Origin of the sequence: Niastella yeongjuensis, from assembly GCF_900110245.1 — a bacterium.
Taxonomy (GTDB): domain Bacteria; phylum Bacteroidota; class Bacteroidia; order Chitinophagales; family Chitinophagaceae; genus Niastella; species Niastella yeongjuensis.
The window spans coordinates 24,669-40,929 of the sequence record NZ_FOCZ01000009.1 but is presented as its reverse complement, the minus strand read 5'-3'; the positions used below and the strand labels follow the sequence as shown (position 1 = coordinate 40,929).

General features: G+C 44.7%; 9 protein-coding genes. 8 read left to right on the top strand and 1 reads right to left on the bottom strand.

Annotated elements, in window-relative coordinates; all coding sequences use genetic code 11:
• The first annotated feature begins 13 nt into the window (after positions 1-13).
• The 6 genes from BMX95_RS22725 (at position 14) to BMX95_RS22705 (ending at position 9,789) form a co-directional block, all read left to right on the top strand.
• On the top strand, positions 14-2,554 hold the full coding sequence (locus BMX95_RS22725; RefSeq protein WP_081202022.1) for a BamA/TamA family outer membrane protein: 2,541 nt from the start codon (positions 14-16) through the stop codon (positions 2,552-2,554).
• Between the two features lie 173 nt (positions 2,555-2,727).
• The gene (locus BMX95_RS22720; RefSeq protein WP_081202020.1) at positions 2,728-5,094 is read left to right on the top strand and encodes a GAF domain-containing protein; all 2,367 of its coding nucleotides are present in this window, start codon (positions 2,728-2,730) and stop codon (positions 5,092-5,094) included.
• Positions 5,095-5,156: 62 nt separating this feature from the next.
• A complete protein-coding gene (locus tag BMX95_RS22715) occupies positions 5,157-6,179 on the top strand; it encodes a lipid A deacylase LpxR family protein (protein WP_081202018.1) in 1,023 nt (340 codons plus the stop codon).
• 452 nt (positions 6,180-6,631) lie between these two features.
• Positions 6,632-7,849, top strand: coding sequence for an ROK family protein (locus BMX95_RS22710; protein WP_081202017.1), 1,218 nt, complete (start codon positions 6,632-6,634; stop codon positions 7,847-7,849).
• A gap of 176 nt (positions 7,850-8,025) precedes the next feature.
• Positions 8,026-8,193: a hypothetical protein gene (locus tag BMX95_RS35040; RefSeq protein WP_165758993.1), complete on the top strand. Its 168-nt coding sequence runs from the start codon at positions 8,026-8,028 to the stop codon at positions 8,191-8,193.
• 231 nt (positions 8,194-8,424) lie between these two features.
• Complete coding sequence (locus BMX95_RS22705; protein ID WP_081202015.1) at positions 8,425-9,789, top strand: DNA recombination protein RmuC; 1,365 nt, start codon at positions 8,425-8,427, stop codon at positions 9,787-9,789.
• A gap of 236 nt (positions 9,790-10,025) precedes the next feature.
• On the opposite strand, the gene BMX95_RS22700 is transcribed toward BMX95_RS22705, so the two are convergent.
• A complete protein-coding gene (locus BMX95_RS22700) occupies positions 10,026-10,808 on the bottom strand; it encodes a DeoR/GlpR family DNA-binding transcription regulator (RefSeq protein WP_081202013.1) in 783 nt (260 codons plus the stop codon).
• 436 nt (positions 10,809-11,244) lie between these two features.
• Here BMX95_RS22700 and BMX95_RS22695 point away from each other — a divergent pair, with 436 nt between their 5' ends.
• Both BMX95_RS22695 and BMX95_RS22690 read left to right on the top strand, forming a co-directional pair.
• On the top strand, positions 11,245-14,394 hold the full coding sequence (locus tag BMX95_RS22695; RefSeq protein WP_242673175.1) for a SusC/RagA family TonB-linked outer membrane protein: 3,150 nt from the start codon (positions 11,245-11,247) through the stop codon (positions 14,392-14,394).
• Positions 14,395-14,414: 20 nt separating this feature from the next.
• Positions 14,415-15,947 (top strand): SusD/RagB family nutrient-binding outer membrane lipoprotein, encoded by a 1,533-nt coding sequence (locus BMX95_RS22690; protein ID WP_081202011.1) that lies wholly within the window; start codon positions 14,415-14,417, stop codon positions 15,945-15,947.
• Positions 15,948-16,261: the final 314 nt, after the last annotated feature.

Here is a 16,261-nt window from a genome sequence, read left to right as displayed (position 1 = left end):
CCTGGGTTAGCCTATGTTAAAGAGAAATTTACATTTCGTATTACTTATTGTATTAACTGCGCAGCTTGCAAAAGCACAATCAGACAGCACTATTGTAAAAGCACATCCTTCCTACGATAGTGTTACCAGAATGCATCGGCGGTTATTTGGAGAGAATTTCCGTAAGGAATGGGCAACGCCGGTAAAGATGCCGGTGATCAGGCTGTCGGAAAAAGAGCTGATTCCCATACAACGGGGTGGCGGGCACCAAACCCATAGCTTGCGGTTGAAGGATGCCAGTGGAAAAGAGTGGGTACTGCGCAGTATTGAAAAATACCCGGAGATCTTATTGCCTGTAGCGTTCCGCGAAACCTTCGCCGCCGACTGGGTGCGTGACGCCATGAGCGCCCAGCATCCATATGCTCCGTTAATAGTGCCTGAGTTATCAAAGGCTGAACATATTCCGCATACCAATCCCATTATAGGTTTTGTAGCGCCCGATAAGAACCTGGGCGAATACGAAAAGGAGTTTGCCAACACCATGTGTATGCTGGAAGAAAGAGAGCCGTATGGCAACTCAGACAATACACTCAAAATGCTGGAACGCGTAACCGAGGACAACGATAACATTGTCGATACCGCTGAACTCTTCAAGGCCCGGATGCTGGATTTGTTCCTGGGTGATTGGGACCGGCACGAAGACCAGTGGCGGTGGCTGGATGAACAAAAAGGAAGCGGGCGAAAATACCTGGCCATTCCCCGCGACCGCGACCAGGCCCTTTACCGCAATGAAGGCTTTTTTCCCAAACTGGCATCCCGCAATTGGCTGGCTCCCTTCCTGCGCGGTTTCAAAGGCGATATCAAACGCGGCAATTTCTTTTTCTTCAATGGCCGCAAACTCAACTCCCGTTTTTTAATACAGTTGAACCATGATCAATGGATGAAGCTCACCAATGAATTTGTAGCCCAGCTTACAGACGATGTGCTGGAAAAAGCATTGAGCCATTTACCACAGGAGATGTATGTAATACGGCATGATGATTTGTTGAAAAAGATGAAAGAACGCCGGGGCAACATGACGAAGGCCATGGAAGATTACTATTATTTTTTAAGCCGCATTGTCGATATCCAGGTGTCAGATAAAAATGAACTGGTTGAAGTAACCAATGGTCCTGACAATGGAATGCTGGTCGAAATTCATAAGCTGTCGAAAAAAGGTAAAGTAGAAGATCAACTGTTTTCACGAAATTTTGTTAAATCAGAAACAAAAGAGCTACGGTTTTTTATTGGTAAAGGGAACGATAGTGTATTGGTGAACAACACCAATAAGAAAATAAAACTGCGTATCGTGGGCAGTGAGGGTGATAAAGCATATCATGTGGAACAATCAGGAAAGAATATATGTGTATATGCAAGAGAAACAGGCGCTGAGTTCACTGGTAAAACAGGATATATTAAAAAGCATTTGTCCAACGACACGGCTAACACTTCATTTATCCCTACCAATCCCTATACGATTATAAAACCCTTAATAGCGGTAGGATACAACCTGGATGACGGATTCTTGTTGGGCGCAGGGGTAAAAGGATTTTTCCCCGGGTTTAAAAAATTACCATTTGGAAGTATTCAAACACTTACGGTTGCCCATTCATTTTCAACAAAGGCCTATCGCATCCGGTACAGGGGCGAATGGTTGAAGGCTATTGGAAGAAAAGCAGATATTACCATGCAGGCTAATATCTTCTCACCTAACAATACCACCAACTTTTTTGGGCGGGGAAATGAAACAGAGTTTATAAAAGAAGGCGATTTTAAAAGGTATTACCGTACCCGGTACAACCTGTATCAATTAAATCCATCCGTGCGCTGGCATGTAAACAGGTTTACAACCCTTAGTGTGGGGCCGTCTGTTCAGTTCTATCATTCTGACAGTGCTGATAACGACAAGCGGTTTATCAACAACGTATCGCAGATCAATTCATATGACAGCAATACGGTGCACCAGGATAAATCCCATGCCGGCCTGGTCCTGAGCTGGGTGCGCGAAAAACGCGACAACCTGATACTAACCACCAATGGGCATTATATAAGCGTGGTGGCAGAAGGGTATGGCGGGTTGAATAACGTTTCGAAGTCATATGTGATGATAACCCCCGAGATCGGGTTCTTTAAAAATCTAAGCAAAAGATCAACGATAGTAATAGCCGAACGGCTAGGTGGTGCTGTTACTTTCGGTAAGTCAACTTTTTATCAATCAGCATTTTTAGGCGGACATGAAAACCTGCTGGGTTTCCGCCAGTATCGTTTTGCTGGTGAACAAATGCTGTACAACAATCTTGAGTTTCGTATAAAGCTGGCAAACTTTGCCAGTTACATTTTACCCGGGCAGTTTGGCATGACGGGCTTCTACGATGTAGGCCGGGTTTGGGTAAAAAATGAATCGTCAAACGTATGGCATCAGGGAGTAGGCGGCGGATTTTACTTTGCGCCTGCGCAAATGGCAGTTTTTCAGGTGCTGGCTGGTTATTCAAACGAAGGCTGGTATCCCTATATAAGAATGGGTTTCAGGTTCTAAAAACGTTATTAGCCTGATATTTTGCCGGATTTACCGATTAAAGAAGTGACAAACGGACTGATTTTCAGTTATGGCATTCTATTGGAATAAGGTACAGGCTGGGCCTGCCTCATTCGCCGCCTGAAATGACTGCTAAAAAAGAGATATGCCTGTAGCAATAAATGGCTTTGTGTATGCAAACTTTGACGATCAATATTAACGAGAAATTTACGCTGACTAATCTAGACACGGCTTTTTCCTTACGTCCATTCATCAACTTTTTAAAAAAGAGCCTCAAACACGACTCCTCTTTAAAAGATAAACTCACCGCGTTCCTGCTGGAAAAGCTGGAACAGTTTCCTGAACTGGAAGGCGATGTGGCGATAGATAACCTGGATAAATACAAGGATGTGCTGGAACTGATCTTTGTAAGCATGTCGAATGTTACCGAAGATGAAACCCGATTGCCCTGGGCGCTGGGTATGCCGTTGCGGCCGCACTTTGTTTACGGAACCAGTGCGTTTTACAAGCTGATGGTTGATACCAGGAACAGCAAACTTAAAAAGGCGGTTACAGAGGGTGGCGAACAAATGATGCACCAGCGCAACCTTCGGATAGCATATACCTTCATTTTGGAACGCATTTACAATTTCTCGCCCTTTCATAAAAACGAAATGATCCACTCGTTTGTGGATGAAGAAACCGGGTTGCTGCGACATTTAAAAATAAACATCGATACCCGGTTTATAGACGTTATCCCTATTGGCGAAGTGCCCGATCTGAATGCTATTACAGCAGTAGGTCATATCGATGAAGACAATGGGTTTGAAAAGCTGGAAAAGGTATTGCCGTTGAGCCTGTTTAAATTCAGGGGCATGTCGGTAGTGACAATAAGCGATGAAACAGCCAAGATTGCGGTAGAAACCATCAAGAATACGATTGTTGACCTTCACCGGCAGGAAGAAGATGCCTGTCACTACAACATAACAAAGTCATTGAAAACCCTGGTGCAAAACGATGCCATCGATTTCAATGTAACTCCGCTGTTCCGCATAAATGATAAACTGGTGCTGCCACACATGCATGAGTTGAGAAGTGTGATGATGGGTGACAATGCGGAGTGTGAAGATGGAGCGGCCCGCAGCGCTTACCAGGCATTTGCAGAGCAATATATCCGAAATCCACGTCCGTTAATTTATAAAACCATTTCTACTAAAGAAGCAAAACTCTACCCATTTTTATCAACCTGTACAAGAACCGGTATCCAGTCGTTCATTGTATTACCACTTTACTATAATAACAACCTGGCCGGTATGCTGGAGATCTATACCAAAAAGCCAGGTCTCCTCGATGAAAAAATACTAGCTCTACTGGAGCCTGCCTATCCAGTATTGGCGCAGCTGGTACAGCTTTCCATCGACGATTTCGATACGGCTATCGATGGCGTGATAAGAGAGAAATTCACCTCCTTACAACCTGCGGTGCAATGGAAATTCAATGAAGCAGCCTGGAATTACCTGCAGGAAGTAGAATATAATGGCAAAGGCAAAATAGAAACGGTTGGTTTTGACGGTGTGTATCCGTTGTATGGCGCCGTTGACATTCGCAACTCAACCATAGAACGCAACCGGGCGCAGTTGAGCGATCTGCAACACCAGTTCGCTATTCTGCTCGAAACCCTGCAGGAGGTTAAAAAACATTATACCCTGGCATTGACCGATGAGATGATCTATAAATGCCGGAAATGGAAAAATACCCTGGATGATTCATTGACGCCCCACAGCGAAGTGAAGTTGACGGATTTCCTGGAGAAAGAAGCAGTTTCGTTCCTGAAACATTTCAAACTCACCCATCCCGGATCTGCCAGCATCGTTGAAAAGTACTTTGCAGCCATTGAAGAAATGACCGGCAGCGCCTGGACGAACAGACGCCAGCTGGAAGAGTCGATGCAATCGGTGAACAGCGCCGTAAATAATTACCTCGACCTGATGAAGGATGAATTGCAGCAATCATATCCCTGTTATTTTGAACGCTTCAGGACCGATGGGGTAGAATATGATATTTACATTGGGCAATCCATAGCGCCACAGAAACCATTCGATATACTGTATTTAAAGAATCTGCGGCTGTGGCAGATCTCGTCAATGGCGGCCATTGCAAAGATCACGCATGAAATGCTGCCTAAGTTGTCGAAACCCTTACAAACCACCCAGCTTATTTTCATCCATAGCAATACCATCGATATCAGTTTCCGCAACGATGAACGGCGGTTCGATGCCGAGGGCGGCTACAACATTCGCTACCAGGTTATCAAGAAGCGGATCGACAAAGTGCATGTGGCCGATACCAATGAGCGGTTGACCCAGCCCGGGAAGATTGCCCTGGTATATTTTAACCGTCGCGATGCCGATGAATATATTCAACACATTCAATACTTGCAGGAGCAGGGCATTTTGTTGAACGACCTCGAATTCCTTGACCTGGAAGAATTGCAGGGAGTAGCCGGATTAAAAGCATTGCGCGTAGGTATTAACCTGGAATACGATCTGGAAACTGCTTAATGACCGCTCTTTCCAACAAGCTTAATATGAATTGCCGCAAAAACACAGTAAATTAGATCACTATGGAGCGCGGGCAATTCATTATCCTGTTATGTTTGGGAATTTACATAACAGGAACAGCTTATGGACAACAGCAGGATACATATCGCCACCTGTTCAGGGCGTATGAGGACAATGATCTGTTTAACGTGGTTGGAGGAATAAGTGACCGGGGGTATACCAACGGTACCAGGGCCGACTACTTCTATCTAAATAATAAACCAGCCCGCTTTTTCCTGCACCGTATTATGCCAAAAGCCGGCGACAGCAGTATAAACACCTATGGCTTCAGCATCATGCAGGTGATGATCACTCCTAAAAATATTCTCCGAAGAATTCCTGAAAAAAACGACTTCCCTTATTCCGGCGCTTTGTTTGCAACCCACTCGTTACACGCCACCAATGCCCAAAAGAAATACAGCTGGCAAAGCGAATTAATGCTGGGAGTACTGGGGCCGCCATCGCTGGCGCAGCAAACACAGGTAGCCATGCATCACCTGGTTGGCTATTTCAAACCCAATGGCTGGGATTATCAGTTAAAAACCGATCTCTTACTGAACGTGAGCGTGGCCGCAGAAAAGCAACTGGCCCACATTAATAAAGCATTGGACCTGATTGGTGGGGCGCAGGCATTTACCGGCACTGCACTCAATGGATTGTCTGCCTGGAGCACGCTGCGCTTTGGAAAAATGGAACCTTATTTCAATGGTTTTTTATCGCGGTATTCAACGCCGGCCCAAAGCCATAACCGGCAACAACTCTATTTTCTCATTCGCCCTGCTGTTGAATATACGCTTAGCAATGCCTTTATTGGCGGCGGCATTTTCAACCGCCGTAACCGCGTAATACCGGGCCCCGATCCCAATAGCGATGAACCCGACAAGGGTGATATGGTACGGGAGCGGGTAGTAGCACGCTGCGATTATGGCGTGGTAGCCTCTTCAGGCCGCATTGGCCTTTCCTACACACTTACTTCTATGACGCCCATGGTAAAGGGCGCTGGTTCCCAGGAAACCAGTAATATCTCCTTCTATCTCGCCTGGTAATTCAATAAAAGACAAATTTTTAAAAAGGCTCTCCCGATACATCCGGAGAGCTTTTTTGTGTCTTTTGTTACCCTGATTGGATTAAATGGATGGAACTATTCTTCATTATATATTCATTGTAACAACATTATTTCTCCATTCATTCTCCATTGCCTAATGGAAGATGAATGGAGGATGAATGGAAGATCAATGGAGGATGAATGGAAGATCAATGAAAAATCAAGCTTTTAGAAGAGAACCTAACGAGGTTCCAACCAGGCAGGTTAACGTGGGGAGGTCCGTAAATTCTGATCTGAGGTTGTCCTGTACCAGGATCAATTGCCAAAAATTATTATTTGATATTCAATAAGGTAAGCAGCATTCAATAAAATATTTAATAACTTTTATAAAATAATTAAAAAGATATTTTAACTTAATATTACATTTGGTAAAAGAACCTGTTATAGCTGCGCATGGAAAGAAACTTATTGTATAAAAGAAGGATCGTTAAGCATCTATACTTTAGCAATATGCTTTCGTGTGCCGATTTGAGTGACAAGATCCACAAAAGTATTCCGCTTACCACAAAAATGCTGGGTAAGCTGATGGAAGAAGGGATGGTGACGGAAACAGGATATGCCGCATCAACCGGCGGACGCCGGCCCGTGATGTATTCCTTAAAAGAGCATGTAATGTATGTAGTGTCGGTAGCCATGGACCAGCTGGTTACACAAATAGCTATCCTCGACATGCAGAACAGGAATGTAAGCAGTGTTGAACTGTTTGAATTGCCTCTGACGAAAAACCCGGATGCACCGACTGCACTGGCAGACAAGATCAATGAGGTCATTAGCCGGTCGGGCATTCCGAAAAGTAAGATCGCTGGAATAGGCATTGGAATGCCTGGCTTTGTTAATTCAGTAAAAGGGATCAACTACACCTTCCTGGAAACAGAAGGCGTCACCATCAGCCAGTACATTTCAGCCAAAGTAAAACTACCTGTATTCATCGATAACGACTCGCGGCTCATTGCATTGGCAGAATTGAAATTTGGAGCGGCCCGGCAGCGAAAGAATGCATTGGTAATAAATGTAGGCTGGGGTGTGGGGTTAGGAATGATCCTGGAAGGTGAGCTATTCAGAGGGCATGATGGCTTTGCCGGTGAATTTAGCCACATCCCGCTTTTTTTGAACAACAAATTATGCAGCTGCGGTAAAAGCGGTTGCCTGGAAACGGAAACCTCCCTGTTAGTAGTGATCGAAAAGGCGGGTAATGGCTTGAAAAGTGGAAAGCTGTCGATGTTAAAGGAAGAAGACCTATCGGCAGACGACCCTGAGAAAGCCTTTTTAAATATAGTGACTGCCGCAAGCCGGGGCGACAAGTTTGCGGTAGAGATTTTGTCTGAAGCCGGTTACAACATTGGTCGCGGCGTTGCCATCCTGATCCATTTATTAAACCCCGAAGTAGTGATCCTGAGCGGACGTGGGTCAATGGCAGGCAAGATCTGGCAGGCGCCTATACAACAGGCATTGAATGAGCATTGTATTCCCGTGTTATCAGAGCATACAGAAATAGAAGTGTCCGCATTAGGATACAATGCAGAACTCACAGGTGCAGCCGCCCTCGTTATGGACAACTATGAACGAGACGAAGTAAGAAACCTCACCCATGAAATAAACCGGATGTATTGATCTTATCCGGATCCTTTTTTAATCTTATCCCAATCCCCCTTTACAGTATAGCCACGTACACGGTATAGCCAACCGAATAAGACTGTTAAAAAGCCGAAGGGTTTTGCTTTTGCAAAATTCCGGGTTACGCTACCATAAAGTCTGAACTCTTTTATTGACAATCAAACCAAACTGCTATGACGAATGCAACACTTCGACTATTGCTGATCGTACTGTCATGTACCTGGGCCATTGCCGGTACTGCACAGGAGAAAAAAACGATCACGGGCGTAGTTAAGGATAGTGCCGGAAACGCGCTGCCTGGTGTATCCATTAATGAAAAAGTACTTCAATTGCTACTGTAACCGACATGAACGGTTCGTTTCGCATCCCGGTCTCTACAACAAAACCGGTACTTGTATTTTCCTCCATTGGGTTTAACAAAAAAGAAGTGGTGGTGGGCGACCACGAAAGTTTTTTGGGACGTTAAATAAGTTTATATTAAGTGTTGAGAGTTCCGCCCCGATATTCCTATCGGGGCTTTTTTATTTGTATTAAGTTTCAATTGCTTAAATTGACCCATCAATACCATTAACATGGAGATTATTATTGTTACGCTGCTGATTGTGCTTTTGCTGGTGGCCATTGTTACCATGATATTTGCCTGGCGGGCCACGGCTGCCAAAAACAATACCGGCTGGATGGCTGTGAAATATAAAATGGAAAACCTGTTTACCGACATTGCACGTATTGAAACAACTGTTAAACAGGAGATGGTGACCAACCGCCAGGAAACCGGTGATAATACCCAACGCATACGGACAGAGTTAGCTGCCTCCTTAAAAAACTTTGGGGAGTTGATCAACCAGACAATGGCCAGCGCCACTACGGTTCAAAAAGATAATTTCTTTGCACTGTTAAGTAAACAGAGCGAACAGAATAATGCCACCACTGCCCGGTTAGATCAAATGCGCGAAACGCTGGAAAAGAAAATGGCAGAACTGCAAACCGGTAATGAACGCAAGCTGGATGAAATGCGGGCCACGGTTGATGAAAAATTGCAAAAGACACTGGAAGCCCGCCTTGGTGAATCGTTTAAACTGGTAAGTGACAGGCTGGAAGCGGTGCATAAAGGATTAGGTGATATGCAGCAACTGGCAACTGGTGTGGGTGATCTGAAACGCGTGCTTACCAACGTGAAGGCAAGAGGTGTGCTGGGCGAATACCAGTTGGAAAGCATCCTGGAACAAATACTTACCATTGATCAATATGGGCGTAACGTAAAAACAAAAGAAGGTTCCAATGCCCTGGTGGAGTTTGCGGTAAAATTACCCGGGCGTGGCGATAAAGATAAACCAACGTGGCTGCCGGTAGATTCAAAATTCCCGAAAGAGGATTTTGAGGCATTGCTCGATGCCTATGATAAAGCATTGCCCGAGCTGGTGGAAGAATACCGCAAGAGTTTTGTAAAAGGCATCAGGAAATGTGCGCTGGATATCAGCAGCAAGTATGTTGATCCGCCAAATACAACAGACTTTGCCATTCTATTTTTACCATTTGAAAGTTTGTATGCTGAAGTGTTGCGTACGCCCGGATTGTTTGAAAGCATTCAGCGTGAATATAAGATCATTATAACCGGCCCTACCACCTTATCGGCGTTGCTCAATAGTTTGCAAATGGGTTTCAGAACGCTGGCAATCGAAAAGCGGTCGGGCGAAGTATGGCAATTGCTGGGCGCTGTAAAAACCGAGTTTGGCAATTTTGGCGGTATACTTGAAAAAACACAAAAGAAATTGCAGGAAGCCAGTAATGTAATAGAGCAGGCGGGTGTAAGATCGCGGGCTATTGAAAAGAAATTGCGGGCGGTGCAGGAACTGCCAAAAGAGGATGCTGTTGCATTGATAGGAAAATCAAATCCGTTAAATATAGAAGAGGAGCATGACCGGGGCAGTGAGGAGTAGTCAAAATGTAAAGCCGGATATTGCAATTCTCCGGCTTTACGATTTAGAAAATCTTAACAACTGTTGCTCCTCGAGACATGTAGGGTTACTACACTAGATTATTAACAGCTCGCAATATACGCTAAAATGGCAGTCGCCTACTACTTACCGATAATGGGGTAGAAAAAATAATTTTCTACGCTTACATTTACTAAAGTAAGCATCGTTGTTTTAAGACAGATTGTTTCGTAAAACTCCTATAAGAGGGTGAGATTTTTGGCTTTGTATGCCTGCAGGTCAGGGCTGTCAGGTGGCAGTTCTGTAATTAAATAATCGATCTCGTTTACATCGGCAATTTTCATTTGCATTACCGAGTTCATTTTTTCAGAAATGGTCAACACGGCAACTTTATCAGCGGCATTGATCATGGCTTTTTTAACCTGGATGGTTTCCCAGTCAGAATCGGTGAGGCCGCTGTTGGTATCAATGGCATTTATGCCCAGTACGCACAAATCGGCTTTAATATTACTGAGGTATTGAAAAACTTCGCCGCTTACGGTCATTTGGCTGTAAGTAGAAATTTGTCCGCCGATCATGATGGTTTTGATCATTGGTTTATCGAGCAGTTCAACCGCCGTGAGCACATTCACTGTAATGAAGGTGGCACGTAAAGTTGGCGGGATCTTTTTTATAAATTCTCTGATGGTGGTGCCGCCGCCGATCAGCACAATCATATCTTCTTTTAATAACTGCAGGGTTTTATCGGCAATGATCCCCTTATTTTGTTGCGAATAGGTTTGCGATTCATGGCCAATGTGGTAGGCCGAAGACATTACCCCGCCTTTTATTCTTATCACCTGGCCTTCTTCGGCCAGTTCATTTACATCACGCCGGATGGTGTCTTCCGAAACGTCTATCAGTTTTACCAGATCGGTAAACATTAAACGGGTATGGATATTCACCTGTTTGGTGATCAGTTTCTTTCTTTCCTTTTTTTGCAAGGCAACCGGCGCCGGCGTATTTGAGTTATTGTTTGCCATAATCTATTAACACATTAATGAGATTGGGTACGTCTTCAATTGACAAAATTCAAACTTTTAGCACGAAATAAGTAAGCTTATTCAAGGGTTGCAACATTTTATTTTTCGAAAACGATTACATCCTTCAAAAATCGATATACCCGCTATTTCTGCAATCTTTGCAATAATATTAATAGTGCAAATATTTTGCAAAGATAATCAGGTGCATTTGTACTGTCAAATATTTTCTTTGAACTTTCTATTTTAGGCTGATTTACAACTGATTGAGTAATTTTGTGCAGTTTTGGTTGCCAAGCCATTACAAAATACCGCTATTTAAGTATTTGCAGAATTAATTCTATTGATTGCAAATAATTTGCAGTTTGTATTCTTTTTGTTATTAAATTGTAACAGAATTCGCAACGTAACCAAACATTTCTACTCAATCAAAAAGCTTATGAAACGAGTCCAAACAATTGCTTCGGGCAGCCTGCTGCTGTGTTTCCATCTGCTGATTTCGCTTACAGGTATGTCGCAAACTGCCCTTTTACGAGGAGTAGTTAAAAGTGAAGCTGACCAAACAGGCATCCCTAATGCCACCGTAACCCTCACTTCGGGTAGAAGTGCTACCTCCACTACCACAGATATTAAGGGAAATTTCACTATGACCATTCCCGCCAGCCTTCAGTCTTCCACATTTCAATTAACTGTTACCTCGGTAGGCTATGAAAAAAAGCTGATCACCATTGAACCGGGGCAGGCTACCGTAACCGTTTCTTTAAAAACGGGTAGTGGCGATATGCTCGATAATGTGGTGGTAACCGCATTAGGTGTGAAAAAAGATCGTAAAGCCGTTGCCTATGCTGTTTCGGAAGTAAAAGGAAGCGAATTCACCCAGGCCCGTGAAAATAACATTGCGAATGCCCTGTCTGGTAAAATTGCCGGTGTAAATGCGGCCGGTTTGTCGACCGGACCAGGCGGTTCAAGCCGCGTTACCATCCGTGGTAATGGTTCTATGATCGGCGACAACCAGCCCTTGTATGTGATCAATGGAATGCCGCTCGATAATACCGTACCCGGTGGCGCTCCCACACCAAGCGGCATCACCAGCAACGTGGATAAGGGCGATGGCATCGCCGGCATCAACCCCGACGATATTGAATCCATCACTGTGTTGAAGGGCGGTACCGCTGCAGCCCTGTACGGCTCACGTGCCAGTAACGGTGTAATTCTTATCACTACAAAAAAAGGCCGCGCACAACGCGGTATCGGGGTTGACTACAATTCCACCTTTACCATGGACAACGTAGCCGTTATTCCCGATTTTCAATATGAATATGGCCAGGGGCTCGATGGGGTTATGCCTACCACTTTATTAGATGCGCAGGCTTCGGGAAGAAAATCATGGGGTGCCCCCATCGACGGTTCTACCAGTTATGTGGGCGTAGATGGACAAACCCATCCCTATGTTGCCCAGAAAAAGAACCTGCAGAACTTTTATCAAACCGGTACCACATTCACCAACAGCCTGGCCTTTTCCGGTGGTGGCGATAATTTCAACTACCGCTTCTCAGCCGCTGATCTCAACAGCAAAGGCATTCTGCCTGGTACCACGTATAAACGAAAAACCTTCAACGTAGCCCTGAATGGAAAAATAGGTTCTAAAATAAATATTGAAGCACTGGCCCAATACAACCTGGAACAGGGACATAACCGTACCGGTGCGGGCGATGCATTGGGTAACCCCAACTGGACGCCACTTGAAATTGCCAATACGGCCGATGTGCGTTGGATAAATCCTGGTTATGACTCGGCAGGTAATGAAACCATCTGGAACGATGCAGCCATTGCCTCAAACGGTTACTTTGTGATCAACAAATGGAAAGAAGACGATGTAAAGAACCGCTTTATTGGTCAGGCGTCTATTTCTTATGAGGTCATTAAAAACCTGATAGTAAAAGGTACTGTAAGCCGTGATTTTTATAATTACAATTATACAAACATACTGCCGTCCGGTGCATTGTATACGCCACTGGGCGAATATGTGGGATTGAAATCAGACCTGTCTGAAACAAACAGTATGTTGAATGTTAATTACCGCACCCGGTTTGCCCAAAACTTTGGGTTAAGCGCTATGGTAGGGGCCAACTCCCGCAAATTTGAGAACAAGGAGCAGAACATTACCGGCAAAAATTACATCATTCCATATTTCTATAGTGTCTCTAACCTGGGTTCTTCCGCTGTTACCCCGGTTACACAGCGTTCTACCACCAATTCGGTTTTTGTTTCTGCCGACTTTGATTATAAGAACCTGTTCTTCCTGACCTTTACCGCACGTGAAGACTGGTTCTCTACCTTAAGTCCAATGAACAACCATATCTTTTACCCAAGTGTAGGTAGCAGTTTGATCCTGTCAGATGCATTTGAAATGCCAACCTGGATCACCCTGGCCAAATTACGTGGCAGCTGGGCGCAAGTGGGTGGTGGCGCTCCTGATCCGTATGCCATCAATCTTACATACAGCAACGTACCCAGTGCCGGCCAGCCGTTGTTGAACGTAACACAGGATGTAAACAAACAGAACTATATCTCCAATCCAAACCTGAAACCTTATACCTCTACCACCTACGAAGGCGGTTTTGAATTACAAACATTCAACAACCGGTTAGGGCTCGACTTTACTTATTACAATCGTCAAACTACCAACGACATTGTAAAAACAACGATCTCCGGTACTTCTGGTTATAATTCCGTGATCATGAACGTAGGGGAGTTAAGGAACAGGGGCGTTGAAATATTGCTGACCGGCCGGCCCATTAGCCGCGCCAATCTGGCCTGGAATGTAAGCTACAATTTTGCATATAACGAAAGCAAGGTAGTGGAACTGGCACCCGGGTTAACCTCTGTTCAAATAGCCAATTCCGTTGGTAACTGGGCCTTTTTACAACACATCAAAGGTCAGCCGTATGGAACCATTGTTGGTACTACCATGAAAAGAGATGCGCAGGGCAATGTGATCTTCAACAGGGGCAATCACCTGCCGGTAATGAGCGACCTGATGCCGTTGGGCAACAGCGTAGCACCTTATACCATGGGTATTACCAATGAGTTCAAGTATCATAACTGGGGATTGAATGTTTTGATCGATGGAAAATTCGGCAACAAGATCTTCTCCGTTTTCGAAGTGTATGCAACCCGTATGGGTAAGTTAAAGAGCACCCTGCCTGGTCGTGATAAAGGCCTGGAGTTAAAAGGTGTTGACCAAAACGGAGCACCGTACGATACCACCATTACCCAGGCTGGCGGTGTATTGCGCAACTATTACGATAACTATAAAGTGTATTCAGACCTGTTTTTGCACGATGGCAGTTTTATCAAATTGCGTCAGGTAATTCTCTCTTATAACATCCCGGTAAAGAAAATAAAACTGGCGAAGATCCAGGCGGCCAGCATCTCCTTTGTGGCCCGCAACCTGTTCATCCTGTACAGGGATACCAAAAACTTCGATCCTGAACAAAGCTTTACCAACAGCAATGCGCAGGGTTTTGAATCAATCGGGTTGCCGCGTACCAGATCGTATGGCCTGAACCTGAACATTAAATTATAATTACCAAACAGACTAGCAATATGAAAAATATAATAAAATATGCAGGTGGTTTACTGGGGTTGGTGGGTATGGTGTCACTGCAATCGTGCGACAAGAATTTCGAGAGCACAAATACCAATCCGGAAGCTACAGCTAAAGTGTATCCTCAATATGTGTTTACAAAAGCCGAGTACGACGGTACTACCAATATGCTGAACTTTTTGTTGGGTACCATGCAGTATACCACCAGTTATAATGATGTGGCAGGCTTTGGTTCAAAGTATAATGCAGCTCAGATCTCACAAACGTACCAGGCGTTTAACGACGGGTATCCCAAAGAGATCAATGAGCTGAGTATTGTGATCAAGTCAGTAAAAAATGAGTCGCCGCTGGTCAACCTGTATGCAGAAGCAAGGATCTGGCGGGTATATTGTTTCAGCCGGCTTACCGATCTGTATGGCGATCTTCCTTACTTTAAGGCAGGATTGGGTTTTGATTCTTTGCTTTTCAAACCGGCGTATGATCCGCAAAGTGCTATTTATGCGGATATGTTGGCAGAATTGGAGGCCGCGGCAAAAAGCCTCGATGCGTCTAATAAAGTAACGTTTGGAGCATCGGACCTGATCTATAATGGTGATACGGATAAATGGAAGAAATTCGCGTATTCCCTGATGTTGCGCCTGGGTATGCGCATGACAAAAGTAGATGCGAACGCAGCCAAAACCTGGGTTACCAAAGCTATTGCCGGTGGTGTGATCACAGCTGATGTGGATATTGCCAAAATGAGTTACCTGGCTTCCGGTCAGGATATCAATAAAAACCCATTGGCGTTGAACCTGTGGAACAGCGATTACATTGCCCAGGATGGCAGCAAGAATACAGAGGGTGGCAAATACCAGGATGTATTCATTTCTTATATGAAAAATACCAACGATCCGCGGTTGCCGGTGATGTCGGTAGTATGGAATAACGGTGTGCCCGATAACACGCCTACTTTGCAAAAAGGTATGCCGGCTACATTGGCCAATGCCAAGCCTGCCAATTTTGTTACCTATTCAGAGCCCAATCCTAAAACATTGTTGTTGATGAATTCCCCGCGCCTGGTGTTTACAGCGGCTGAATCCTATTTTCTTTTAACGGAAGCTGCTCTGAGAGGTTGGTATACAGGCCCCACAGCCAGTTCCCTGTATCAAAAGGGAATTGAGGCGGCTATGCGGCAATGGGCGCTTATTGGTGGCACGGCAGGTACTATTGACGCGGCTGCCATCAACACCTATGTAACGGCCAATCCGCTCAATCTCGGCGGTTCTTTCGACGATCAAATGAAACAGATCTATACGCAATTCTGGGTAAGCATTTTTCCTGATGCCCAGGAAGTGTTTGCCAGCTTTCGCCGTACGGGTTACCCCGCTTTAATACCCAATAACTATGCGGGCAATGCAACAGGCGGTAAATTCTTTAGAAGAATGTTGTATCCAACCACAGAGCAAACCCTTAATGCCGACTCCTATGCAGACGCGATAGCGCGGCAGGGAGCGAATGATCTATTAACTCATATTTGGTGGGATAAGTAGGAGGAAATAGTTAACCAGTTGACCAGTTGACCAGTTGACGGGTTAACAAGTTGGGTTGATAGAGTTGATGAAATTGATAATACAAGTAGGTTTTAAGTGTAACAAGGAGGGCAGAAGGCAGAGGGCAGAGGGCAGAAAAATATGGAGGATATAAGATCGTAAAGTCTTTGCAAAGTGCGCGAAGCCACTCACCACTGACCACTCACCACTCACGATATTAAAGAGTTCTCGTACACATTACAAGTAGGTTTTAAGTGTAACAAGGAGGGCATTTCTATGCCCTCTTTTACTGAGTATTCAAAAAAGAAAGGAAT